We start from the raw sequence: 23,098 nt of genomic DNA on the forward strand, positions 1-23,098 counted from the left end.
GGGGCTGCGGTTTATAACTCTTCCATGCCCACCCTGCTCACCGATCTGGAAGATTTGCTCGGCTTCGGAATGCTCAGCGCCCACACGCTGGATATTCTGCAGCACAAGTACGCCGTGAGTGAGGGGGAGCTGTTTTCGGCCGTGACCCAGGTGGTACGCCGCCGCCGGGCCCTGGCCGAGCAGCCCGAGATGCTGCGGGAGCTACAGCAGAAACGCCAGGCCATGCTCACCGATGCCCGCATCTGCCGGCACTGCGGCGAGGCTATTGGGGTGCGGGCGGCCATGCGCCACCTCTGGCAGGCCCACGACATTGTTGCCCGCACCACCTGGCCGGCGCACTATTCCGACTCCGCCTTTGCCGCCGCCGGCCCCGCCCCCGATTCCGACGACCCGGTGAAGCCCGCCAACGCCCGCCGCTACCTGGTGCGCAGCCGCGGCTACACCATCATGATACTGAGTGAGCGGGGCCTGAACCACCGCTACCGCACCGCCGATTTGAAGCGCGACAACCAGCGCCAGGGCTTCCGGCAGTGCCTGCGCGGCACCTTCATTCTGGTTCCGATGCGGGCCTAGCAGAGTTGAAGCTCATTTGCTATCCGCTGATGTGAAGCGTACCAGCTTCTTAAAACCGAAGCCCAATCTGGCCACCCAGCCACAGCCGCACGGGCGTCCCACCCCATTGGGTGTCCGTGAGCAGCAGCTGGTTCTTGCCAAAGTCCGAATTGGTGCCGTTGCCGTCGTTTTCGTACAAAGCCAGGTTCAGCGTGGGGGAAAATACGAGGCCCAGGTGCCCCCCGGGCTCAATCTGCCAGACCAGGGAGGGCCGCAGCTGGTTGTACGACAGCAGCGTGCCTTCCGTGCCGGGCTGCTTGAGCAGGTACCAGCCCAGCACGTCCAGGTTCCAGCTGAAGCGCCCGTGCTGCCGGCTGGCCGTGCCCACGCCGAAGCCCGTGGCCCAGCGAATCCGGTTGCCGAAGGGCTGAGTCGCGGCGGCCAGGATGGTGTAGTAGCGCGTCACGCCCAGCTTCAGGGCGGCATTCAGGGGCAGGGTTTCACTGGTCCAGACCTCGCCGTGCAGGTAGCCGTGCCGCACCACGTTGATGATGCCCAGCGTGGCACCGTCCACCGAATCGGCCACGTTAATCAGCCCCAGCTGCACGCCCTTCACGTGCTTGGCCACGTTGATCAGGCCAAACTGCAGGCCCGTCACGCGCCGGGCCGAATTGAGCACGGCCGCCGTTTGCAGCCCCCGGATGTCGGTGCCGGTCAGATTGGCCACGCCGGCCGCCTGCAACAGCGGCCCCGGCAACGAAGTGGCACTGGGAGCCGCCGGGTGCCCGGCCACCGAGTCGGTGGCCAGCAGGCGGGGCAGCCCCAGCAGCTGCCGGGCCAGGGCGGGCCGGCTACCCCCGCGCCGGGTGCGGGCCGCCCCCCCGACCATATTCACCAGGCCCGCCACCTGTAGGCCCCGGGCGTCGTCGCGCACCATGTTCACCAGGCCCGCCGCCTGCCCGCCCCCCACCGAGCCGCCGGTGATGTTGACCAGGCCGGCCGCTTGCAGGCCCTGCACCTCGGTGCCCGTCACGTTCAGCAAGCCCGCTACCTGGACGCCCCGCACCGTGTCGCGCACCACGTTCACCAGCCCGCCCACCTCGGCCCCGCGCACTCCGGCCGAGTAGCCCGCCAGCACGTTCAACGACAGGTCGTTGATGCTGCGGCCGCTGCGCAGGCCATTGGAACCCAGCGGCGTAATAAAGGACACCTGCGCCCGGTGGCGCGTATATTCTTTGTCTTTCCGCAGGCTGGCCGGCGCCACGGACACCGGCGCCAGCACCGTATCCCGACCGGGCAGGCCGCTGTGTACCGCTACGACCCGCCCAGCCAGCGTATCGCGCCGGGCGCCGGGGGCCAGCCGCCCGATGCCCTGGCGCAGGGGTTGTTTCAGCTCGGCGGTAGCGGCGGTCAGTGTGTCGAGCAGGGCGTTGGTTTCACCGGCCAGCAGCTCGGCCCCTTTGCCCACTACCTGGCCGGTGCGCCGGGCGGTGTGGGCCACGGCACCGGTAGCCGCGCGGGCCGCCCGCCGGGCCTTCTGCCGCCACCGCGCCAGCACCGACTGCGCGGCCCGGGTGGTGGTATCGGTGGTGGCGGAAAACTGCCGGATGGTATCGGCCAGCGTGGGCAGGCGCCGGGGCAAAACCGGCGCCGCAGCCGGAACGGCGGCCGGGGCCAGCTTCGGGGCTACGCTTTTTTGGGTGCTGGCCGTAACGGTGCCGGCCGGGTTCAGCGGCCGGGTTTTGTACCCAGCCAGAGCAGGCCGTTTGGCAGTCCCGGCCGCACTGCCCGTTGCTGCTGCTGCATGGCCCGGGCCGCCAGGCCGAGCCTTTTTCAGGGCTACTACTTCGGCGGCGGCGGCGGCGGCGGGAGCGGCTTCCGTGGCGGGCTTGGGCGTTTTGGGTGGCGCGAAGGGCGGCCTTTCGCCGGTGCGCCACAGCACGATCTGGCCCCCGATAACCTGGTAGGAAACCCCGCGGCCCTGAAACAGCCTTTGCAGCACGTCGCCCACCGGCCGGGGGCCGTTGGTGTGCAGCGTCACGCGCTTTTGCAGAGGAATAAAAGTGCTACTGTAGCTGAAGGGAATGCCGCTCTGGCGGGTAATGTCGCGCAGCACCTGCTGCAAGGGCGCCTCGGTGGCAGCCACGCTGACGCGCCGCGCCAGCAGCCCGGCTGCCGACTGCGCCCAACTACCGCCGCTGAGCAGCCACAAGCATACGACAAGACCGGACAGGTACCGCATAGCCGCGGGGAAAATCAGAGTGAAGCTGAAAGCTGACGCGGCCGGGCAGCCCGGCCGCCACTTCTCAGTAAACGAAGGATGCGGGGCCGGCTACATCGGTTGCCCGCGCAGCAGCTACTCGCAGCCGGGGCCGCCGAGCAGGTAACCACTGACGGCGTCGCCGGTCAGCGTGGAGTTGGTGGCCAGGCTTACCACCTGCAGCACCTGGGCGGGCGTGGGCTGGCGGAAAGTACCGGTGAAGCGGCATTTCAGCAGGGCTTTGTCGGCCACCAGAATGTTGGTGCCGAAGGTGGTGCGTAGCGTCCGGATGACATGGGCCAGGGACGCATTATCAAAGGTCAGCTCGTCGGTTTGCCAGGCCCGGAAGTTGGCGTCGGCAGTCGAGGTGCGGCGCACCGGGGCCGGCTTTTTAGCCTGGCGAGCCGCCAGCAGCACGCCGCGCTGCCCGGGCGTCAGCAGCACCGAGTCGGGCGGGCCGGCGCGGCGGGCCAGGGCCACCCGGCCCGTCACCACCGACACTTCCACCGAGTCTTCGGCCGGGTAGGCGCGCACGTTGAACGAGGTGCCCAGCACCCGGGTGCGCGCTTCGGCGCTGAGCACGGTGAAGGGGTGGGCGGGGTCTTTCCGCACCTCGAAGAAGGCCTCCCCGCTCAGCTGCACCCGCCGGGCGCCGCCCCGGAAATCAGCCGCGTATTCCAGGGTCGAATGCCGGTTGAGCCACACCTGGCTGCCGTCGGGCAACGCTACCAGCCGCTTCTGGGTGCCGGCCGCTACCACCACGGGCGGCGTGGGCAGCAGTTGGCGCCGGTAGCCGCGGAAGGCATACGCGGCGCCGACCAGCAGCAGAATCGTGGCGGCAATGCGCAGCAGCGTGGGCAGGGCCCGGGGCCGCAGCGCAACAACCCGGGCTTCGGCAGCTTCGGCGGCCGGCTCGGGCGGGCTGACCCGCATGGTGGGGCGGGCCGTAGGCTTCGCTCCCACCATTTGGGGCCGGAACCGTTGCCAGGCCGCTTCCACGTCGGCGGCACTGAAGAGTTCGGCCACTGGGGGCGCGCCGGCCCGCTCCCAGGCCCGGGTGGCATCGGTCAGCAGCCCCAGCCGCTTGGGGTCGGCCGTGAACCAGGCCCGCAGCTGCTCCAGCTCGCCGGGCGTGGCTTCGCCCGCCAAGTGCTTGGCCAGCAACTCCCAGGGGGCCTCGGCTTCGGGCTGGAGCATTTTAGTTATTGGTTGTTAGTTGTTAGTTGTTCGTTGCATTAGCCCGGGGCTCAGCAATGAGCGGAGCGCAAATATGCCATTGATTTCCTGAAGAACTCTACCTGATAAGCACAGCCGTAACGGCCGCCCGACAACCAGCAACTGACCACCAGCACCTGACAGCTAAAAACCTACTCAATCACCAGGGAATCGGCGCGCACGGTGTGGCCGGCGAAGTAGCCCACGGCGGCTTTGTCGGAGCCGGGCTGCACGTTGCGCACGTTGGTGCGCACGTTGGCCGGCGGCGTGGCAAACAGCCCCAGGTTGTTGAGCTGGGTGGCCATTTCGTTGAGAAAGTAGAAATAGTCGCGCGGAATGGACAGGGCCTCGACCCGCACTTTGTCGCCCTTGCGGAACGGGCCCTGCGCGCCTTCCTCATCGGTCAGCTCCACGCCGCCGATGTAGTTGCCGTCCACCAGCTCGTCGTTGGTTACAATCAGGTCGTTGGGCCGGTTGAGCAGCTTGCCGTTCTGGTACACCTTAAAGCGGTAGTAGTCGCCCACGCCGGGCGTTTCCTTGCCGTAGTACAGGATGTAGTAGCCCTCGTCCTCGGTCGGCGACTTGGCCCGGAACTCGGCCCGGATACTGTCGATTTCGGGGGTGCGCCGAATTTCGGTTTCGGCCCGGTACTCCTCCCCTTCCGCCCGGATGGTCAGCACGTACTGGTTGCCGATCTTGCCCCGCAGCGTGCTGGCGGCGTAGCGCCCCGGGCTGACTTCCCGGAGCGTTTCGCTGCGCCCCTCACTGTCCTGCAAGGTCAGCACGGCCCCCGAGACGCGGGGCAGCGCGGCCTCGTCGAAGTAGGGCGCGGTCTTGGTCAGCGTCACGTAGTAGGGGCCGGGCTGGTCGGTTATTTCGCCTTCCACGGCCAGCAGGGGCTTGCCTTCGGGAATATCCACGGGCACGACATCCACGCAGCCAGGGAGGGCAAGCAGGCCGGCGGCAGAGAGCAGAAAAGGGACAATGCGGTTCATACGCGGAGTAGTTGTTCGTTGTTAGTTGTTCGTTGTTCGTTGTTAGTCAATATTTTAACAAGAGCCTGACAACGAACAACGAGCAACTGACAACTTTAGAAGTTGAAGTTGTAAGACACCGAGGGCAGCACCGAGCCGAACACGGCCAGGCGCACGGCCTCGGTTTTGGCCGGGTTGTCCTCGTTCTGCCGGAAATAGATGCTGTAGGCGTTGCGGCGGGCGTAGGCGTTGTAGACCGAGAACGTCCAGCTGCTGTGCCAGCGCCGGTTGGGGTCAATCTTACCCTCGCGCGTGGCGGCCAAATCGAGGCGGTGGTAGGCGGGCACGCGGTAGTTGTTGCGCACGTCGCCGTTCACGTTGGGTATTACCAGGCCCTGGTACACGTAGCGCGAGTCGGGGAAGGTGGTGGCAATGCCGGTGCTGTAGTTGAACGTGCCCGACACCGTCCAGCGCGCCGACAGCGCGTAGATGCCCACCACCGAGAGGTAGTGCGTCTTGTCGTACTTGTTCACGTACCAGTTGCCGTTGTTGATACCGTCGATGCGGCGCTCCGAGCGGCTCAGCGTGTAGCTGATCCAGCCGGTGAGCTTGCCCTCGTTCTTTTTCAGGTAAAACTCGGCCCCGTAGGCCCGGCCCCGGCCGTAGAGCAGCTCGGCTTCCAGGTTTTTATTCAGCAGCGTATTGGCCCCGTTAATGTAGTCAATCTGGTTGTCCATGCGCTTGCCGAATACTTCCACCGAGGCCTCGTAGGCGTTATCCCGCAGGTTGCGGAAGTAGCCCACGGCCAGCTGGTCGGCGTGCTCGGGCTTGATGTTCTTGGTGCTCGGCGTCCAGACGTCCAGCGGCGAGGAGGCCGTGGTGTTCGACACCAGGTGAATGTACTGCACCATGCGGTTGTAGCTGGCTTTCAGGGAGCTGTTATCCGTCAGGGCGTAGCGCAAGGAGGCCCGGGGCTCCAGGTTGGGGTAGCGCTTGATGAGCTGGCCCTTGTCGTACTGGCGGGGGTTCACCGGGGTTTTCTGGCGGCCGTTGGGGCCTTCGTAGTCGTACACGGTGCCACCGCCGAGGTAGTCAAACATGCTCAGGCGCAGCCCGTACTGGGCCGATAGCCGGGGCGAAAAGGTCCGCTCGTTGTCGATATACGCCCCGTACTCCACGGCCTGCTGGTTGTCGAGGGCAATGGGCCGGAAGATAGACGTCGCGCTCAGCGGCGTCACCTGCCCGGGCAGAAAGGTGTAGTAGATGCTGCTCACGCCGAAGTTGAGCGTACTCTGGGGCGTGCGGTAGTAGTTGAAGTCGGCCTTGAGGCTGTAGTTCACGATGTTGGACTTCCACTCAAACGACTGGTTGCCCTCGGGCACGCCCAGGCCGTAGTCGTACTTGCTCACTAAGGCCGTCACGTTGGCAAACAGCCGGGAGTTGAACACGTGGTTCCAGCGCACGGTGCCGGTGCGGTTGCCCAGCGTATTCTTGAAAGCCTTGCCGAAGGCAAACACGTCGCGCCCCAGGTAGCCCGATACAAACAGCCGGTCCTTTTCGCCGAGGGTGTAGTTGGCCTTGGCCGAGAGGTCGTAGAAATACGCCTGATTGTCTTTCTGGTCGGGCACAAACTTGAGGAACAAATCCCCGTAGGAGCGCCGCCCGGCCACGATAAACGAGCCTTTGTCCTGCACAATCGGCGCTTCCACGGCTAGGCGCGACATGATGAGGCCCACCCCGCCCGACACGCCCAGGCGCTGGGTGTTGCCTTCCTTCATCCGCACGTCGAGCAGACTCGACAGCCGGCCGCCGTACTGGGCCGGGATGCCGCCCTTCACCAGCTTGATGTCCTTGACGGCATCGGGGTTGAAGGTCGAGAACAGCCCGAACAGGTGGGAAGCGTTATAAATCGGGGCCTCGTCCAGCAGGATCAGGTTCTGGTCCACGCCGCCGCCGCGCACGTTGAAGCCCGAGGCCCCCTCGCCCACCGTGCTGATGCCCGGCAAGAGCTGAATGCTGCGAATCACGTCGACTTCGCCCAGCAAAGCCGGCACCAGCTTCACGGTTTTCATGTCGAGGCGGTTGGTGCTCATTTCGGTGCTTTTCACGTTTTCGTCGGGCTTCGTGCCCGTCACCACCACTTCGCCGGTTTGCACGCCCTGCACCGCCAGGCGCACCGAGCGGGTCTGGCTTTCGGTCAGCGTCAGGGTCAGGTTCTGGGGCTCGTAGCCCAGAAAGGTGTAGGTCACGGTGTAGGTGCCGCGGGGCAGGGTCAGGGAGTAAAAGCCGTACTCGTTGGCCGTGGCGCCCACGCCCAGGCTTTTCACGACGACCGAGGCACCCACCAGGGCCTCGCCGTTGGCGGCGTCCCGCAGGTAGCCGCTCACCGTGACTTTGCTGCCGGCCGCCGCCGCCGACTGGGCCCGGGCCAGCGGCTCCAGCGCCAGGAATAACAGGGTAAGAAGGGTGATAAAACGCAGCATAGGAAGTAGGTCTGAGGAAAGGCGAAAGGAAAAAAAGGGTACTGCGCCGGCCCGTCGGAAACGGACCCGTCGATTTGGAAAATCGTCCCGTCCGTTTGGGCCAGTCGACGGCTCCGTTTCTAAAAACTCTCGGAGGCTTTGGGGCAAGACATACCTATGTCTTACCCCGGACATAACTATGTTTTGGTCCGGACATAGGTATGTCCGGGCTACAGCCCCGGCGGGCTTAGTTGGCGTCGACTACGCGGCCCGAGCCGGAGGTGTGCACCGTAATAGTGGGGCGGCCTTTGTAGTACACCGTGCCCGAGCCGCTGAGCGCGGCATGCAGGCTCTGCGCGACGGTGAGGCGGGCGCTGCCCGAGCCGCTGATGCTGACCTCGGCGGCTTGCACCGTCAGCGGAAACGCCTGCACCTCGCCCGAGCCGCTCAGGTGCACGTCGTAGCGGGCGGCGTCGCCGGCCAGGCGCACCCAGCCCGAGCCCGAAATATCCGTGCTCAGGCTCTGCCCGCCCGCCACGCTCAGGTCGATGCCGCCGGAGCCCGACACCGTGGTGCTCAGGCTGGCGGCCCGCCAGGGGGTCTGCCCCAGCACCTTGCCCGAGCCCGACACGGCCACGCTGCTCAGGCTGGGCGTGGTCACGTAGATTCGGATGGGCTCGTGGCCGCGCACGTTCACCCGGCCGTAGCCGATGGCCAGCCGCTCGCCGCTCACGTTGGTTTGCAGCACGTCCAGGATGTTTTGCTGGGCCTCGACGCGCACGGCCTGGGTGGGTCCCTGGGTTAGGTACACGTCGGCATCCACGGCCAGCTCGAGGCGGGAGAAGCCCGGCACGGTGCGGTTTTCGGTTACCACCGGCCCCGCGCCGGTTACTTTGTCGGGGAAGATGTCGGCGCAGTCGCAGCTGCCCAGCAGCAGGCCCAGCGGCAGCAGCCCCAGGAAGAGAAGTTTGTTCATAGCCGTAGTCAGTTCAGGTCAGAAAAAAGGATTGGCTTTCCCCTCTCTGATCCGCTGCCCGGCCCCGACCCCTACGCCGTTGGGAAATATTTTTTCCGGCGGCGGCCTGCAAGGTGTAGAGACGCGTATTCGCGTCTCAATCGTTGCTGACGTTGTTTCCGCCGGCTACCGTTGCACGTATCGTCCACCGATTAGACGCGAATACGCGTCTCTACAACAAAAACGAATACAGGTTTTTGAGCAGGCCGCTCAGCTGCTGGCGCATGATGCGCAGGGCCTTGCCCATCTGGTTTTCCACGGTTTTGGGCGAAATATCGAGCGTTTCGGCAATCTGCTGGTAGCTCATCTCGTCGTAGCGGCTCATGGTAAACACCACCCGGCACTGGGGCGGCAGCCGGGCCAGGGCGGCTTCCACCGAGTCTTCGGCTTCTTGCTGGTAGAGGGCGTGCAGGGCATCGTCGGTGCGGGGCTCGGCCGCGGGCGGCGCGTCGTCCCAGGCCACCTGCCGCTGGCCCCGCTCCTGGTAGCGCAGGGCCGCGTTCAGGGCCGCCCGGTACAGGTAAGCCCGGTAGGTGGTGCTGATGACCAGCGTGGCGCGCCCGTTCCAGATGCGCAGAAACACGTCCTGCAACAGGTCCTCGGTGGCGTCCCGGTCGTGCACCACCCGCTGAATGACGTTGCCCAGCGGCCGGTAAAATTCCTTGAACAGCACCTCCATGAATGCCTCGGCATCCGTCTCGCGCAGGTGGGCGAGCCGGGCTTCCAAAGCATCTGCGGGAGGAGAAGTAGCCATAGCGCGGGGTGGCCGCCCGGCCAGGAGCGGCCCGGGAGTGGCATAATTCGGGGGCAAAGCTACACTATATAGCGTTTTCCCTACTCTCTCTTAGCCCACTTATGCTACATAATTTGGGCCTACGCCACCGGCTCGGGGGCGGGTTCCGGCTTTTTCGGGGTCATATCCAGGCTGCGCAGCTTATCGGCCCGCCAGGTGGTAACGAGCACCACCACGATGGTCATGATGCCGCCGAATACCACCGAGCGCACCACGCCCAGCAGCTTGGCCGCCGCCCCCGACTCGAAGGCTCCGATTTCGTTGCTCGACCCGATAAAGATGTTGTTCACGGCCGACACCCGGCCTTTCATGTACTCCGGGGTGTAGGTGTGAATCAGGGTGGAGCGCACAATCACCGACACCGAGTCGAACACGCCGGTGAGAAACAGCAGCCCCAACGACAGCCAGAAGTTGGTGGACAAGGCAAAGGCAATGGTAGCGGCCCCGAAGCCGGCCACGGCCCACAGCAGCTTGCGGCCGGCGTGGCGCTTCAGGGGGAAATACGTCAGCACCACGGCCATCAGCACCGAGCCCACGGCGGGGGCCGCCTCCAGGTGGCCCAGGCCCGCCGCCCCCACGTGCAGAATATCGACGGCAAACACGGGCAGCAGGGCCACGGCCCCCCCGAAGAGCACGGCAAACATATCCAGGGCCAGGGCCGCCAGCACCAGTTGGTTGCTGAAAATAAACTTCAGGCCGCTCAGCACGCTTTCCTGCAAGCTCAGCTTTTCGCCTTCCCGCGCGGGCAGGGGCCGGGAGGCAATGCCGGCAAACTGCACTACGGCCAGCAGCAGCAGCACCGCCGCCACGGCGTAGGAATTGGCCACGCCCAGATGGGCCACCAGGTAGCCGCCAATGGCGGGGCCCAGCACGGCCGAAGCCTGGTAGGTGGTGCTGTTCCAGGTAATGGCGTTGGCCAGCTTTTCGCGGCTGGGCAGCAGCTGGGGCATAAACGAAAACAAGGCCGGCCCCAGAAAGCCCCGGGCAATGCCACTGATGAAGATGACCACGTAGAGCGGCAGCGTGTAAAGCGCACCTTTGGCCAGCAGCGGCAGCCCCGCCGGCGAAGCCAGGGCCCACAGCGCCGCCGCGCACAGCAGCAGCACCGTCACGGTCACCATGATGATGTTCTTGCGCTTCACCGAGTCGGCCACGTGCCCCGCGTAGAGCGACACGCCAATGCTGGGCAGCGCCTCGGCCAGCCCGATAAAGCCCAGGGCCAGCGGGTCGTTAGTGAGCCTAAAAATCTGCCAGGCCACGACCAGCCCCTGCACCCGGGTAGCCACCGTAAAGCACACCCGGGCCGAAATCAGCCGGCGAAAATCAGGAATCCGCAGCGCGGCGTAGGGGTCGTGGGGAGTCAGGGCAGTATCAGCAGACATACGGTAGCAAACAGAATAGCAAGGCGCAAAGGTAAGCCGAAAGCCGGGCCGCCGGCACGGTTCTGCTTACCAAAGGCCCGGGGCAGCCGGCAGCGCCGGTTCCTACAACCGCCTCTGCGCCCAACAGTTCAGCGCCGCCGGCCTCGGTGGCTCTCGTGCGGCCGAATGCCGCGGCCCCGCTTTGGAATCAGGGCCAAAATATCTATCTTACTAGCCTGCCCTGGTGCTCCTTACCCCGCGCTAATCCCCCTCTCCGCCGATGTCCGTACCTACCGTTACTACCGTTGCCGACTTCGTGGAGCTGACCCTGCGCGAAGACCTGGGTACGCTGTTAGGCCGCTGGCTGCGGCAAGTGAGCGGCGAGGAAGTGCGGCAGGGCTACGAGGCCACGCTCCGGGTCGCCGCCCCCCAGCGGGTGCGCTACTGGCTGCTCGATCTGCGCCGCCGCGGCACCATCACCGAGGAGTCCACGGAGTGGGTCTTGTCCGCGTTTCTGCCCCGGCTGGCGAACTTGCTCGGCGGGCGCGTGTACCTGGCCTTTCTCATGTCGCCGGCCCACCTGAGCAACGTCGACCAGGAAAACGGCGCCCCGCTGGTTTCCAGCGCCGACTGCCACGTACGCCTCTTCAGCGACGAAGGGGCGGCGGCCGAGTGGCTGGCCCGCCGCCGCGCCCACGAAACCAACGCGTAACCTTCACCCGGCAAAGCGCGTCAGCAGGAAAGCAGATCGGCCGCCCGCCCTTCGCCTCACCCCTGCCAACCTCTTCCCGCCATGCGCTACCTCGTCCTCGCCTGCTTCGCCTTCGGTGGCCTAACGCTGACCGCCGCTCCCGCCCTGGCCCAAACAACGGCCCCGGCCGCCGCCACGCAGACGGCGGCCCTCAAGGATGGCGTCGTGCGGCGCGGCGGCGTCACGCTGCGGCTACAGGCCGGGCAGAGCACCCGCCTGTCGGCCCCCGTCACGATGGACAACGGCCTGGTGGTGCGCCCCGACGGCATTATGATTGGCAAAGACGGCTCCCGCCAGATGCTGCCCGAGGGCAAGGCCGTGAATATGCAGGGCGTAGTCGTCAATTTCACGGATGACATGATGTCGGCCCCGGCCATTGAGCAGCGGGCCCGGCAGGTGACGGGGCAGCCTACCGAAACCCGCCTGCCCGGCCCCGCGCAGGCCCTGGTGCCCCAGCGCCTGGCCACCGAGTTGCGCCGCACCGAGCAGCGTCTGGCGCTGCTCCAGCAGCTCGCCGACCGTCTGGCCCAGCGCACCGCCGCCGCGGTAGGCTCCAATGCCAGCGCGGCCCCGCTCGACCGCCAGCTGCAGGAAATTGATTCCCAACTACGGCGCTGAGCCCGGAAGCCAGCCTGTATGCAAGCCCACCTAGGCGGGCTTTTTTGTTGGGCTAGATTTGCGCGCGAACGAAATAAGGGCCCTTAAATTTTGCAGCCTTCTGCCTCAATACTAAATAGTTGATAGTACTTATTGAGTAGATTATTATAAAAATTAGAAATTATTTTGCTTTCGAAGCAACTACGCATTGCGAATGGGGTCGGCGTTTTCTACATTTGGAAACTTCATCTCTCCTTCAGAAACGTTCTCATTCTCACCGGCAACTGCACTCTATGGCCTAAAGCTCTACGTTCCTCTAACCCGTAGCCTTTATGGACACCATGCAGCCGAGCGATTCCGCTCTCATATCCCTTTACATCGCCGGTAAGGAAGATGCCTTTGCTTTATTGTTAGATCGGCACAAAAGCCGCGTTTTCACCACCATCATGCTGATTGTGCGCGATGAGGACGTAGCCGAAGATTTGCTGCAGGATACTTTCATCAAAGCTATCCACACCATGAAGAGTGGGCGCTACAACGAGGAAGGTAAGTTCTCCTCCTGGATCTGCCGGATTGCCCACAATCTGGCCATCGACTTTTTCCGTCGCGAAAAACGTAGCCCTTTATTGAACCTTGATACAACAAGTCATGCGTTCAACTCGTTGTCGTTGGCAGAAGAGGGAGCCGAGGCAACCATCACCCGAGAGGAAACCCACGCCCGTCTTCGCGAGCTGATTCAGGAGCTGCCCGCCGTACAGAAAGAAGTGCTCATCATGCGTCATTACGGCGACATGAGCTTTCAGGAAATTGCGGATGCAACCGGGGTGAGCATCAATACAGCGCTGGGGCGTATGCGTTACGCGCTGATCAACCTGCGGAAGAAGATGGCCGCACAACCCGTTTTCTATGATCAAAACCTTTACCCACGAGAAACTGCTCCGGTACGTATACAACGAATTGCCGGCTAATGAGCACCAGGAGATAGAGCAGGCCCTGCTCCACGACGCCGAACTGGCTACTGTGTGCGCCGACCTCCTACTGGCCCAGCGCTGCCTGGACGGCCTGAAAAGTGCCCCCAGCCCGCGTACCACCGATTCGATTTTGCAGTACTCCCGCACCTTTCTCAAGGCTGGGTAAAGCGTACACTACAACTGTCATCCTGAGCGTGCAAGAACCCTTGCGGCCTGCCCGGCTTGCCCTTAGTGGCAGCCAGGCCAGCGGTGGGCGGTTCGGGCCACGCTCAGGATGACTTTTTTTGGCCGTATTTTGCCGCTTCTCCAGCGTCTCTTTGCCTTCTGCCATGCGCAAGCCCGAGCGGTTCCGCCACTTTCTGAACTACTTTACCACGCACTTTCCCGAGCCCAAAACGGAGCTGCACTACGGCAACCCCTACGAGCTGATCGTGGCCGTGGTGCTCAGCGCCCAGTGCACCGATAAGCGCGTCAACCAGATTATGCCCGCGCTGCTCGAGCAGTTTCCCACGCCGGCGCATCTGGCTTTGGCCTCGGCCGAGGAGATTTTTCCGTTTATCCGCAGCGTTTCCTACCCTAACAACAAGGCCAAGCACCTGGCGGGGCTGGGCCGGCTGCTGGTCGAGGAATTTAACTCGGAAGTACCCAGCTCCATCGAAGAGCTACAGCGCCTACCGGGCGTGGGGCGCAAAACGGCTAACGTCGTCGTCTCGGTGATTTACAACCAGCCGGCTATGGCCGTCGATACACACGTGTTCCGGGTGTCGCACCGGCTGGGGCTGGTGCCGCAGAAAGCCACGACGCCACTGGCCGTGGAAAAGGAGCTGGTGCGGTATATACCAGAGGCGCTGATCCCGAAGGCCCACCACTGGCTGATTCTGCACGGCCGCTACGTGTGCGTAGCCCGGACGCCAAAGTGCGCTATTTGCCCGCTAAAGGGCTTTTGCAAGTACTACGCCACGCATTTTGGCAAGCCGAATGCCGAAGCAAAGAGCCCGGAAAATAACGTGGAAATCTGAATATCAGTGCTCAATTAGTACAACCTAGTACAAAACCAGTTCTCTACAGTTTAAACTCTTGCGCTTTCTTCCAGAATAGTCTGGATGGTGCGGGCAATCTGCTGGCGGTCGAAGTCCGCGGTGGCTACGGCTTGCCCCCGGCGCCCGGCTTCGCGGAGCACATTGGGTTGAGCCAGCACTTCGAGGAGCTTGTTGCGCAGGGCTTCGGCGTCGCCGGCCGGGGCGTACCAGCCACAGCCGTGCTCTTCTACCAGCTGCTTAGTCCAGCCCCGATTAGTCACGACGACCGGCGTGCCCACGGCCAGGCTGTCGTAGAACTTGGCGGGGGAGTTGGCATCTAGCACCGGCAGGTTCAGGAAAGAAACCACGGAGACGTCGGCCAGCCGGAACCAGGCAAAAACCGCGTGCCGGGGCTGGGGCACTACCACCCGGATGCTGGCACAACGCCCCGCCGCCGCCCGGACCAGCGGCTCGTAAAAACCCAGCCCCATGAACAGCCACACCACCTCGGGCCTGACGAGGGCCAGCTGCTCGGCGGCGGCGACCAGCGTCGGAATGTCGTTGGCCCGGCCGAAGGTACCGGCGTAGAGGATAACCTGCTTGCCGGCCAATCCTTGCTCCGTCCGCAGCTTTTCCACGGCTTCCGGAGTCGCCCGGGCCGCCAGGTCCAGGTCGGTGCCGTTGAGGACCGTGGTAATTTTCTCACCAGCTACGCCCAAGTTCTCCACGTAGCGGGTCATGTCCGGAGACAGCGGCAGGATGTGGCGGGCACTCTGGTACAGGCTTTTTTCCAGGGCAAACAGCCGATTCTGGGCCCAGCGCGTGGGCACGGCGCCCATGGCAATAGGAAACGACGGCCACAGGTCCTGCACCTCAAACACCCAGGGAATCTGGCGGCGCTTCGCGACCTGCGCGGCGGCCCAGGCAGCCGTCAGCGGCGTGGAGATGCCCCAGATGACGTCGGGCCGCTCCAGCTTCAGGCCTTCCCGCACGGCGTAGGCCGCGTATTGCCCAAACGACAACACCCGCCGGGCGACGCCCATCTTGTTTTCGTAGGGCACCTCGGCGGCCCGCATTTCCACGCCCGCCGGCAGCCAGGGGTACTGCTGCGTCAGGCGCTGCGTTTCCCAGGTGCGGGTCGTAATCAGGGTGACGCGGTGCGACTGGGCCAGGTGGGCCAGCAAAGAGTAGTGGCGGCTCGTTGCCGGACAGTCAGGATTGGTGTGGTACTGGCTGAAAACGGCAATGTGCACGGCTCGTTAATTAAGAATTAGGAATTAAGAATTAGGAATTTGCTCCTACTCCTGAAAGCACGAAATGCCGGAAGCTGGGCTGTAGTCCTACTTATTAACTACCAATTATTTCCGCTTCGGCCGGTAGCGCGACTCGTTCAGGATCCGCTGCGGGTCTTGCTGGGCCATGAGCTGGGCCAGCGTCACGTTGGGGTGGTCGGCCATGTACTTGCGCACGATCTGCCAGCCCACCCAGGCCCCTACCCGGCCGGGGCAGGTTTTGTCGATTTCGGGCACGTTGGGCCGCTCCCCGATGTACTTCTGGATGGTGAACGGGCTGGTGTTGTAAAGCAGGTTTTTCTCGATGAAGTGGGCCCACACCTTGCCTTCGTTATACTGCAGGTTGGCCAGCTCGTTGTTGGTGAAGCCCACCAGCAGCGTATCGGGCGTGCAGGGCAGCACCTTTTCGGCGAAGTACAAGGACTTGCCAAACTGCACCATCTCGCTGAGCATGGTCTGGTCGGTGAGCTTCTTCTGGTTGTACTTGCTGGAAATAGCCAGGGCCGCCGTGGGAATCAGATAGGCGGGTTCGTAGCGGCGCAGAATGTACTCGGGCACGTTGGGCCGGTAGCTGGCTTTGGAGCCGGCAAAAAAGTCGAGGCCCAGCACCATCAGGCTGTCGTTCACAAACAGGTCCTGACTCAGCCCGCTCACGAAGGTCTTGACGGGCGGCACCGGAAACGCCGGGAAATAGTAGCGCACGTGCTGAAACAGCTGCTTCAGCTCAGCTTGCAGCGCCTGATCCTTGAACTCGGCCGCCGATTCCCGGCCCAGCTTCTGCAAGCCTTGGTTGGTAGCTAGGCTGACCAGTTTTTCGGCCAGAATATCCTCCGAAGGAAACTGCTTGCGGCCCAGAAAATAGGTGGCAAAGGCCGGCTGCTGCTGCAGAAACTGCTGGGCCTGGGCCACGTTCCGGATCTGGAAGAAGGGCTGCTCCAGTCGCTGCAGCTGCACCGTCACGGGCACCTTGGCCACTTCCGGGTCGGGCTGGCAGGTTTCGGTGGACGTGCAGCCGCTCAGCAGCACCACGGTGCTCAGCAAGCCGGTCAGCAAAAGGCGCAGGGAGGCAGGAATGTAAGTCACGCTTCTATCTTTAGGGCGAAAATAGCCAAAACGAAACGCCGCGTGGCTGACTTTCGTCTAAAGCCTGACTCTTTTCCCATTCTCATGAAAAAATTGCTTCTCGCAGCGTTGGTTCTGGGTGCCTCGGCCGGCACGGCTTCGGCCCAGGTTGAAATCGGCCTCAAACTGTCTCCTTCCATTACGTATCTGCGCGCTGATTCGCCTTCCAATCTGAACTTTCAGAACGAAAAGAGCAAGCTCAGCCTCGGGGGCGGCCTGGTGGTCGACTACTTCTTCGGCCAGAACTACGCCTTCAGCTCCGGGGTCTGGCTCACCAGCAAAGGCGGCACCATCAGCTACCTCGACCGGGACCCGAACTCTACCTCCACGACTCCCAGCGTGCGGCGGGAGCAGAAAATTGCCCTGCAGTACCTGGAAGTGCCCGTGACGGTGAAGCTGTTTACCAACGACATTGCCACCGATACCAAGCTGTATTTCCAACTCGGCGGCACGGCCGGCGGCGTCATTGCCACCCGCATCAACGGCGAGAAGCGGTACCAGGACCCCAGCAACGGCAACACCGAAACCACCGCCTCCAAACACGTTATCATCCCGGATTTGTCGGCCCTCATCGGGGGGGGCGTAGAGTACCAGCTGGGCCAGAGCACCAAGATTTTCGGCGGCCTTTCCTATCACCGCGGCCTGGTCAACATCGACAAATACTTCGACAAGGACCGGGGTTTTCAGGATGTCAGCCTCAAAAACAACGAAATAGCCCTCGACCTCGGACTCAAGTTTTAAGGTGCTAATGCGTCAGAATGGGCTGATGTGCTAATGCGGGTGTCATCGTTCCCGCATTCTCCACCTTTAGCACATTACCCACCTGAGCACCTGAGCACATTAACCGAAAAAGCCCTTGCTACTCATTCCGAGCAGCAAGGGCTTTCTTCTTATCAGGAAGGTTTTCGCAGAAAAACCGTCAATCAGTAATTTCTTCCACCTCCCGGTCCTGGAGGCGGCTCATGGCGGCGGCGGGGGAATGTATTTCAATTTCCTCGCCCCGCTCATCCTCGATGCGGTAGTCGGTCAGGCCCAAGGACGTATCCTTCATGATCTTGACCCACTTATAATACTTCAAATACCACTTCATCTGCTTCGACACCAATCCCTTGGTGTAATAAGCGTGCAGGAAGGGGTGCACGTACAGCGTGATGCCCGACTGGTTTTGGGTAACCAGCAGGTCCTCAATGCTGTTGTCGATTTCGTCCGTTACGAGGATAGAGGCCGAAATCTTGCCCGTGCCGCCACACGTGGGGCACACTTCACCGGTCACGATGTTCTCGGCGGGGCGCACGCGCTGCCGCGTAATCTGCAGCAGCCCGAACTTGGTAATGGGCAGAATCGTGAAGCGCGCTTTGTCGTTCTTCATGATGTCCTTCACGGCATCCTCCACCTTTTTACGACTCTCGGGGCTCTTCATGTCGATAAAATCGACGACGATGATGCCCCCCATGTCGCGCAGGCGCAGCTGCCGCGCTACCTCCTTGGCCGCCAGCATGTTGATCATGAGGGCCGTAGCCTCCTGGTCACTTTCCTGGTTGCTCTTGTTGCCCGAGTTGACGTCGATAACGTGCAGGGCCTCGGTGTGTTCAATCACCAAATAGCCGCCGCCGGGAACCGTTACGGTCTTGCCAAACAGCGTTTTGAGCTGCTTTTCAATGCCCACATGCTCAAACACTTTCACCTTGCCGGTGTGGAGCTTGAGCAGGCCGAGCTTGTCGGGCGCAATTTTCTGGAGGTAGCTGCGCATCTCCTCATACATCGGCGCCGAATCCACGGTAATGGAGTCGAAGCTTTCGTTGAGCATATCGCGCAGCATCGAGCTGGTGCGGCCCAGCTCGCCCAGCACCTTGTCGTTCGGCTTGGCCGCGCGCAAGGATTGGAAGAGCTGTTCCCAGTTGGCCGTCATGCTCTGCATATCCCGGTCGAGCTCAGCCACCTCCCGGCCTTCGGCCACGGTGCGGATGATTACGCCGAAATTGTCGGGCTTGATGGAGGCAATGAGCCGCTTGAGCCGCTCCCGCTCCGTCTTGCTGACTATTTTTTTGGATACGCTAATCGTATTCGAAAAAGGAACCAGCACCAGGTAGCGGCCCGCCATGGAAATATCCATGCTCAGGCGCGGCCCCTTGGTCGAAATCGGCTCCTTCACAATCTGAACCAGCAGCTGCTGGCCCTTCTTGAAGACGTCGGCGGCCTTGCCGACTTTGTCGAGCTGCCCGTCGAACTGGAAGTTCTTAAGCGCCCCGACGGTAATTTTCTGCGATTGTACGCCTCTGCTCCACTTTAGCAGCGAGGGGAAATTCTCCCCCAGGTCGCCGTAGTGCAGAAACGCGTCTTTTTGATACCCGATGTCGATGAACGCGGCGTTCAGACCGGGCATAACTTTCTTGACCGTGCCCAGGAAGATGTCACCAACCGAGTAGTTGGTGTCGTTGCGGTCAAAGTGGTATTCAATGAGCCGCTTATCCTGGAGCAGGGCAATCCGTTCTCCTTCCTGAGTAGAATTAATGACTAATTCGTTACTCAATGGGTCAGATAAGTTAAGTGAGCACCGAAATCAGCCGCAGCCGTATCCCCCGAAACCGGCAAAGGGAAGCCGGTGCACGAGGCACCAGCTTCCCTTCTTAGCCACGGGAAAAGCGAACTTTTAGCCACTCTCGAGATACTCTACGTGAGAGATAGACGGCCTTCTTGGTTAACGCAATTAACCGGCCGCCAGCAAACCCGGGAAGGGCCTACTTCTTCTTGTGACGGTTCTTGCGCAGACGCTTCTTCCGCTTGTGAGTGGCAATCTTATGACGCTTTCTCTTTTTACCGCAGGGCATGTTGATGAGGTTAGGGTTGTAAAAAAACTTAATTCAATTTCTGCAATTGCTCGTCCACCGAAGCCGTGAAGCCGGGGTCCGTGCTCAAGCTTTTGGCCTTGGTGAAGGCCTTGCGGGCATCCTCCTTGGCGCCGGTCAGGGCCAAAGATACACCCAAGTAGAATTGTCCGTTGGCATTCTGGGGATTTACCACCGTCAGTTCCCGGAACCGCTCTACCGCTTTGTCGTTCTGATTGCTCCTGAGCGAGAGGATACCCAGGTTGTAGATAGCCTCCTCGTTTTTGGGGTCAGCGGCCAGTACTTCGCGCAGCAGGCTTACGCCCGCCACGGGGTTGTCGCTGGCCATCAGGGCCATACCCAGGTTGGTTTTGGCCTTGAGGTTGTCGGGGTTGTTTTTCAACACCCGCTCGTACAGCTCCCGGGTTTTGGCACCCAACGACTTGGCCCGCTCCTCGGTCGTAGCAAAGCTGAAGGCTTCGTAATACGCATCGGCGGCGCGCTGCAACGTCTGTTCGCCGGGCCGGGTCATAGCCACCTGCTCGAGGTAGTAGCCGGCGCTATCGAACTTCTCGACGGCCCGGTACTTGGCGGCCAGATCGGTGGCCAGCCGCAGCTTGGCACCCAACTCATTTTCAGCCGAGTACTTGGCCAGCAAGCCGTTGATTTCGCGGCGCTGCTCCGGCGCTACCGCCATGTGCGGCTGCTCTGGGGTAGCGCCGGCCGGCATTCCGCCTTCCACGGAAGCCGTGGAGGGAGCCGCCGCCCCGTTGTCGCGGTTGGCCGTGCGGGCCGCGTCCTGCTGGCTGAGCTCCTTTTTGCCTTCCTTGGGCTTTACGATTCCCTTGGGCAGCAAAAACAAGCCGGCCACCAGCGCCAGGGCGACGGCCAAAACAAGAAGCTGATGCGAAGAAGGACGTGAAGCCATGTGGAAAAAGCAGGCCGCCGGGCTCCCAAACGTGGAATCCCCGGCGGCTCGGCCGACAATGTTACGAAGAAAGAAAATTAGGCCTGAGCCGTCTCTTTGATCTTCTTGCTGTTTTTGATCTTACCGATGAAGGTCTTCGACGGCTTGAAGCTCGGAATGAAGTGCTCGTCGATGATGATCGAAGTGTTTTTTGAGATGTTACGGGCGACTTTCTTTGCCCGCTTTTTGTTTACGAAGCTACCGAAGCCACGCACGTAAATGTTGTTGCCGTCGGCCATCGAATCCTTTACCACTTTGAAAAATGCTTCAACGGTAGCCGATACGTCGGTCTTCTCAATGCCGGTCTTGTCGGCGATTTCGGCGATTACTTCTGCTTTAGTCACGCTGGTATGTGTACTAAGGTGTGAAAAATGTATGCTGGGCAAAATCTCCCGGTTCAAAACGTAAGCCCTTGCCCGGTAGGCTGTTCGCTTAAGAAATCGGGCCACAAAGGTAGCCCCCTTTTTTGGTTTTGCAATACTTTTTCCACAATCCATTTAGGGTGCCATTTCTTCTTCAAACCTCTATATATCAAATCTTTGCCTCTTTCTGTTCTCGCTCCGGCTCACCCCTATTTTGCCCAGGCACTCTTGGAATGGTACCCACGGCACCGCCGCGACCTGCCCTGGCGCCACACCCGCAACCCGTATGCCATCTGGCTCTCAGAGGTTATTCTGCAGCAAACCCGGGTTAAGCAAGGCCTGCCCTACTATCTCGACTTCATCACGACCTATCCCACGGTGCACGACTTAGCCGCCGCGCCCGAGGATGAGGTGCTGCGGCACTGGCAGGGGCTGGGCTACTATTCCCGGGCCCGCAACATGCACCACACGGCCCAGCAGGTCGTGCGCGAGTACGCGGGCGTGTTTCCCGACACCTACAATGAGCTGCTCAAGCTGCGGGGCGTGGGGCAGTACACGGCGGCGGCCATTGCCTCCTTTGCCTTCGGCGAGAAAGTGGCCGTGCTCGACGGCAACGTGTACCGGGTGTTGTCCCGGGTGTTCGGCATCACCTCCGATATAGCCGCGCCGGCCACGCGCAAGGAGTTCCAGGCCCTGGCCGACACGCTGATTCCGGCCGCGGCTCCCGACGAGTTCAACCAGGCCATCATGGAGTTTGGGGCCATTCAGTGCACACCCGTGAAGCCCGACTGCCTGTTTTGCCCGCTGCAGAGCCAGTGCTACGCCTTTCAGCACGGCATGGTGCAGGAGCTGCCGGTGAAGAGCAAGGCCAAGGCCAGCCGCACCCGCTACTTTCATTACCTGGTGTTGCGCCACGACGACACGCTGTATCTGAAAAAGCGCGGCGCCAAGGACATCTGGCAGGGCCTTTACGACTTTGCCCTGACCGAAACCGAAGCCGCCGAGCTGCCCGCCCTGGATTTAGCTGCTGCCGTAACGGCCCTGGGTGGCACTATCGATACGAGCCGGGCGGAAGAACCAGTGCTGGCCTTGCGGCACGTGCTGAGCCACCAGAAAGTAGAGGCCCGTTTTCACCCGGTGCAGCTGACGCAACCCTTGCCAGCGGCTGCTCTGGCCGCGTCCGGGCTGGCGCCCTTTACCCTTGAGCAAGCCCACGATTTGCCTAAGCCGGTGCTAATTGCTAATTACATTGACAAATCATGGAAATAAAAACTAAAATATTTGGTTATATAATCAGGATTGTCTATTTTTATAAGAGGTAAAGATATTCTATCCACACCCTTCAACTACTTAATAACCAAGCAATGGCTGGCATCAACAAAGTAATTCTGGTAGGCAACCTGGGCAAAGACCCCGAGGTGCGGCATTTGGAAGGCGGCTCGAGCGTGGCCCACTTCACCCTGGCCACAAACGACTACTACAAAGACAAATCCGGCACACGCGTGGAGCGGACCGAATGGCATAACATCACGGCCTGGCGCGGTCTGGCCGAAATGGCGGAGAAGTACCTCAAAAAGGGTCAGCAGATCTACGTGGAGGGCAAGCTGCGCACCCGGCAGTATCAGGACAAGGACAATCAGACCCGCTACATTACCGAAATCGTGGCGGATGAGATTTCCATGCTTGGCGGCCGGCCGCAAGGTGATGGTCAGGCCGGCAATGGCCAGGGCCACGAGCAGCCCGCCGAAGTCCAGACCTTTCGCCAGGAGCCCGAAATTGACCAGTTGCCTTTCTAAGGGCCCGTTAAGAGCGGTTTTTGTGAAGCCCCGGCACGTCGCCGGGGCTTTTTGCGTTGGTTGCTACGGCCGGCAGTAGTAGGCTTTGCCCTAGCATTCCGGCCACCTGCCCGCGTAGCCGATTCTGGTTACCTTTGGAAACAGTAAACATGCCTTGCGCTCCATGCCTGATTCTTCCCTCCTGCGCAGTCTGAGCGCTGTTTTGGCCTTTGGGCTCCTGCTGTCGGCCTGCTCGTCGCCGGCCGATTATACGCCCAAGCCCAAGGGCTATAACCGCATCGACTTACCCGCCGCAGCTTACCAGCCGCTCGGCCCCGGCCATCCGTATGCCTTCGAGTACTCGCGGCAGGCCAAGGTGTTGCGCGACTCGTCGTATCTAGCCCAGCCGCACTGGATTAACATCTACTACCCCAAGCTGCAGGCCAACGTCCAGATTACCTACATGCCTATCAGGCACGACCAGAAGCTGTTCAACAAGCTCCTGGAAGACGCCCGCAAGCTCACGGCCAAGCACCAGATCAAGGCCTCCGCTATTGACGAAAGCGTGATTAAGATGCCCAGCGGCCTGCGGGCGGCGGTTTTCGAGTTGTCGGGGGAAGTGCCGAGCCAGTTCCAGTTTTACACCACCGACAGTACCACCCACTTCTTCCGCGGGGCCCTGTATTTTCGTACGGCTACGGCCAACGACTCGCTGGCCCCGGTTATCGACTACGTAAAGAAGGACGTGGCACACCTGCTCAACACCCTGAAATTCAAGTAGTCAT

At 62.0% G+C, this 23,098-nt stretch carries 22 protein-coding genes; 10 read left to right on the forward strand and 12 right to left on the reverse strand.

Features of this window, described 5'->3' with window-relative positions; all coding sequences use genetic code 11:
- Positions 1–24 precede the first annotated feature (24 nt).
- A complete protein-coding gene (locus tag E5K00_RS20025; protein ID WP_135465097.1) occupies positions 25–573 on the forward strand; it encodes a hypothetical protein in 549 nt (182 codons plus the stop codon).
- 49 nt (positions 574–622) lie between these two features.
- Here the strand turns inward: E5K00_RS20025 and E5K00_RS20030 are convergent, their stop codons facing one another.
- The 7 genes from E5K00_RS20030 to E5K00_RS20060 form a co-directional block, all read right to left on the reverse strand.
- Entirely contained in the window at positions 623–2,794 is a 2,172-nt protein-coding gene (locus E5K00_RS20030) for an STN domain-containing protein (protein WP_135465098.1), read from the reverse strand.
- A gap of 114 nt (positions 2,795–2,908) precedes the next feature.
- Positions 2,909–4,009 carry a FecR family protein gene (locus E5K00_RS20035; protein WP_135465099.1) on the reverse strand — a complete coding sequence of 367 codons (1,101 nt, stop codon included), beginning with the start codon at positions 4,007–4,009 and terminating at the stop codon, positions 2,909–2,911.
- Positions 4,010–4,179: 170 nt separating this feature from the next.
- Positions 4,180–5,022: a DUF4249 domain-containing protein gene (locus E5K00_RS20040; RefSeq protein ID WP_135465100.1), complete on the reverse strand. Its 843-nt coding sequence runs from the start codon at positions 5,020–5,022 to the stop codon at positions 4,180–4,182.
- Between the two features lie 95 nt (positions 5,023–5,117).
- Positions 5,118–7,484 carry a TonB-dependent receptor gene (locus E5K00_RS20045; protein ID WP_135465101.1) on the reverse strand — a complete coding sequence of 789 codons (2,367 nt, stop codon included), beginning with the start codon at positions 7,482–7,484 and terminating at the stop codon, positions 5,118–5,120.
- A 226-nt stretch (positions 7,485–7,710) separates the two neighbouring features.
- The gene (locus tag E5K00_RS20050) at positions 7,711–8,439 is read right to left on the reverse strand and encodes a head GIN domain-containing protein (RefSeq protein ID WP_135465102.1); all 729 of its coding nucleotides are present in this window, start codon (positions 8,437–8,439) and stop codon (positions 7,711–7,713) included.
- A gap of 211 nt (positions 8,440–8,650) precedes the next feature.
- A complete protein-coding gene (locus E5K00_RS20055; RefSeq protein ID WP_135465103.1) occupies positions 8,651–9,232 on the reverse strand; it encodes an RNA polymerase sigma-70 factor in 582 nt (193 codons plus the stop codon).
- 119 nt (positions 9,233–9,351) lie between these two features.
- On the reverse strand, positions 9,352–10,653 hold the full coding sequence (locus E5K00_RS20060; RefSeq protein ID WP_135465104.1) for an MFS transporter: 1,302 nt from the start codon (positions 10,651–10,653) through the stop codon (positions 9,352–9,354).
- A gap of 259 nt (positions 10,654–10,912) precedes the next feature.
- Between E5K00_RS20060 and E5K00_RS20065 the strand changes: the two genes are divergently transcribed.
- The 5 genes from E5K00_RS20065 (at position 10,913) to nth (ending at position 13,970) form a co-directional block, all read left to right on the forward strand.
- Positions 10,913–11,344 carry a hypothetical protein gene (locus E5K00_RS20065; RefSeq protein ID WP_135465105.1) on the forward strand — a complete coding sequence of 144 codons (432 nt, stop codon included), beginning with the start codon at positions 10,913–10,915 and terminating at the stop codon, positions 11,342–11,344.
- An 81-nt stretch (positions 11,345–11,425) separates the two neighbouring features.
- Positions 11,426–12,001: a DUF6799 domain-containing protein gene (locus tag E5K00_RS20070; protein WP_135465106.1), complete on the forward strand. Its 576-nt coding sequence runs from the start codon at positions 11,426–11,428 to the stop codon at positions 11,999–12,001.
- Positions 12,002–12,312: 311 nt separating this feature from the next.
- Positions 12,313–12,948, forward strand: coding sequence for an RNA polymerase sigma factor (locus E5K00_RS20075; RefSeq protein WP_135465107.1), 636 nt, complete (start codon positions 12,313–12,315; stop codon positions 12,946–12,948).
- Positions 12,887–13,117, forward strand: coding sequence for an anti-sigma factor (locus E5K00_RS20080; RefSeq protein ID WP_135465108.1), 231 nt, complete (start codon positions 12,887–12,889; stop codon positions 13,115–13,117). The genes E5K00_RS20075 and E5K00_RS20080 overlap by 62 nt, the downstream gene beginning before the upstream one ends.
- Before the next feature lie 163 nt (positions 13,118–13,280).
- The gene (nth, locus tag E5K00_RS20085; RefSeq protein WP_135465109.1) at positions 13,281–13,970 is read left to right on the forward strand and encodes an endonuclease III; all 690 of its coding nucleotides are present in this window, start codon (positions 13,281–13,283) and stop codon (positions 13,968–13,970) included.
- Between the two features lie 50 nt (positions 13,971–14,020).
- On the opposite strand, the gene E5K00_RS20090 is transcribed toward nth, so the two are convergent.
- Both E5K00_RS20090 and gldB read right to left on the reverse strand, forming a co-directional pair.
- Positions 14,021–15,223, reverse strand: coding sequence for a glycosyltransferase family 4 protein (locus E5K00_RS20090; protein ID WP_135465110.1), 1,203 nt, complete (start codon positions 15,221–15,223; stop codon positions 14,021–14,023).
- A gap of 105 nt (positions 15,224–15,328) precedes the next feature.
- Positions 15,329–16,345, reverse strand: coding sequence for a gliding motility lipoprotein GldB (gene gldB, locus E5K00_RS20095; RefSeq protein ID WP_245328366.1), 1,017 nt, complete (start codon positions 16,343–16,345; stop codon positions 15,329–15,331).
- Between the two features lie 84 nt (positions 16,346–16,429).
- On the opposite strand from gldB, the gene E5K00_RS20100 reads away from it, so the two are divergent.
- On the forward strand, positions 16,430–17,125 hold the full coding sequence (locus E5K00_RS20100; protein ID WP_135465111.1) for a porin family protein: 696 nt from the start codon (positions 16,430–16,432) through the stop codon (positions 17,123–17,125).
- Between the two features lie 178 nt (positions 17,126–17,303).
- Here the strand turns inward: E5K00_RS20100 and E5K00_RS20105 are convergent, their stop codons facing one another.
- From E5K00_RS20105 to E5K00_RS20115, 3 genes are all read right to left on the reverse strand, one after another.
- Positions 17,304–18,914 carry an Rne/Rng family ribonuclease gene (locus E5K00_RS20105; protein WP_167856966.1) on the reverse strand — a complete coding sequence of 537 codons (1,611 nt, stop codon included), beginning with the start codon at positions 18,912–18,914 and terminating at the stop codon, positions 17,304–17,306.
- A 326-nt stretch (positions 18,915–19,240) separates the two neighbouring features.
- On the reverse strand, positions 19,241–20,101 hold the full coding sequence (locus tag E5K00_RS20110) for a tetratricopeptide repeat protein (protein ID WP_167856967.1): 861 nt from the start codon (positions 20,099–20,101) through the stop codon (positions 19,241–19,243).
- Between the two features lie 113 nt (positions 20,102–20,214).
- Positions 20,215–20,673 carry an HU family DNA-binding protein gene (locus tag E5K00_RS20115; RefSeq protein ID WP_262710100.1) on the reverse strand — a complete coding sequence of 153 codons (459 nt, stop codon included), beginning with the start codon at positions 20,671–20,673 and terminating at the stop codon, positions 20,215–20,217.
- Positions 20,674–20,766: 93 nt separating this feature from the next.
- Between E5K00_RS20115 and mutY the strand changes: the two genes are divergently transcribed.
- The 3 genes from mutY (at position 20,767) to gldD (ending at position 23,094) form a co-directional block, all read left to right on the forward strand.
- Positions 20,767–21,807: an A/G-specific adenine glycosylase gene (gene mutY, locus E5K00_RS20120; protein ID WP_245328367.1), complete on the forward strand. Its 1,041-nt coding sequence runs from the start codon at positions 20,767–20,769 to the stop codon at positions 21,805–21,807.
- A 95-nt stretch (positions 21,808–21,902) separates the two neighbouring features.
- A complete protein-coding gene (locus tag E5K00_RS20125) occupies positions 21,903–22,334 on the forward strand; it encodes a single-stranded DNA-binding protein (protein ID WP_135465114.1) in 432 nt (143 codons plus the stop codon).
- Positions 22,335–22,497: 163 nt separating this feature from the next.
- On the forward strand, positions 22,498–23,094 hold the full coding sequence (gene gldD / locus E5K00_RS20130; RefSeq protein WP_135465115.1) for a gliding motility lipoprotein GldD: 597 nt from the start codon (positions 22,498–22,500) through the stop codon (positions 23,092–23,094).
- Positions 23,095–23,098: the final 4 nt, after the last annotated feature.

The sequence above is a fragment of the Hymenobacter aquaticus genome (genome assembly GCF_004765605.1).
Classification (GTDB): Bacteria; Bacteroidota; Bacteroidia; order Cytophagales; family Hymenobacteraceae; genus Hymenobacter; species Hymenobacter aquaticus.

Excerpts from the sequence above, each read along its gene's own strand:
- E5K00_RS20045 (WP_135465101.1), bottom strand. The coding sequence starts at position 7,484 with ATGCTGCGTTTTATCACCCTTCTTACCCTGTTATTCCTGGCGCTGGAG.
- E5K00_RS20065 (WP_135465105.1), top strand. The coding sequence starts at position 10,913 with ATGTCCGTACCTACCGTTACTACCGTTGCCGACTTCGTGGAGCTGACC.
- E5K00_RS20035 (WP_135465099.1), bottom strand. The coding sequence starts at position 4,009 with ATGCTCCAGCCCGAAGCCGAGGCCCCCTGGGAGTTGCTGGCCAAGCAC.
- E5K00_RS20060 (WP_135465104.1), bottom strand. The coding sequence starts at position 10,653 with ATGTCTGCTGATACTGCCCTGACTCCCCACGACCCCTACGCCGCGCTG.
- E5K00_RS20115 (WP_262710100.1), bottom strand. The coding sequence starts at position 20,673 with ATGGATTGTGGAAAAAGTATTGCAAAACCAAAAAAGGGGGCTACCTTT.
- E5K00_RS20025 (WP_135465097.1), top strand. The coding sequence starts at position 25 with ATGCCCACCCTGCTCACCGATCTGGAAGATTTGCTCGGCTTCGGAATG.
- E5K00_RS20075 (WP_135465107.1), top strand. The coding sequence starts at position 12,313 with ATGGACACCATGCAGCCGAGCGATTCCGCTCTCATATCCCTTTACATC.
- E5K00_RS20055 (WP_135465103.1), bottom strand. The coding sequence starts at position 9,232 with ATGGCTACTTCTCCTCCCGCAGATGCTTTGGAAGCCCGGCTCGCCCAC.
- E5K00_RS20040 (WP_135465100.1), bottom strand. The coding sequence starts at position 5,022 with ATGAACCGCATTGTCCCTTTTCTGCTCTCTGCCGCCGGCCTGCTTGCC.
- nth (WP_135465109.1), top strand. The coding sequence starts at position 13,281 with ATGCGCAAGCCCGAGCGGTTCCGCCACTTTCTGAACTACTTTACCACG.
- E5K00_RS20080 (WP_135465108.1), top strand. The coding sequence starts at position 12,887 with ATGATCAAAACCTTTACCCACGAGAAACTGCTCCGGTACGTATACAAC.
- E5K00_RS20070 (WP_135465106.1), top strand. The coding sequence starts at position 11,426 with ATGCGCTACCTCGTCCTCGCCTGCTTCGCCTTCGGTGGCCTAACGCTG.
- E5K00_RS20050 (WP_135465102.1), bottom strand. The coding sequence starts at position 8,439 with ATGAACAAACTTCTCTTCCTGGGGCTGCTGCCGCTGGGCCTGCTGCTG.
- E5K00_RS20100 (WP_135465111.1), top strand. The coding sequence starts at position 16,430 with ATGAAAAAATTGCTTCTCGCAGCGTTGGTTCTGGGTGCCTCGGCCGGC.
- E5K00_RS20030 (WP_135465098.1), bottom strand. The coding sequence starts at position 2,794 with ATGCGGTACCTGTCCGGTCTTGTCGTATGCTTGTGGCTGCTCAGCGGC.
- gldD (WP_135465115.1), top strand. The coding sequence starts at position 22,498 with ATGCCTGATTCTTCCCTCCTGCGCAGTCTGAGCGCTGTTTTGGCCTTT.
- E5K00_RS20125 (WP_135465114.1), top strand. The coding sequence starts at position 21,903 with ATGGCTGGCATCAACAAAGTAATTCTGGTAGGCAACCTGGGCAAAGAC.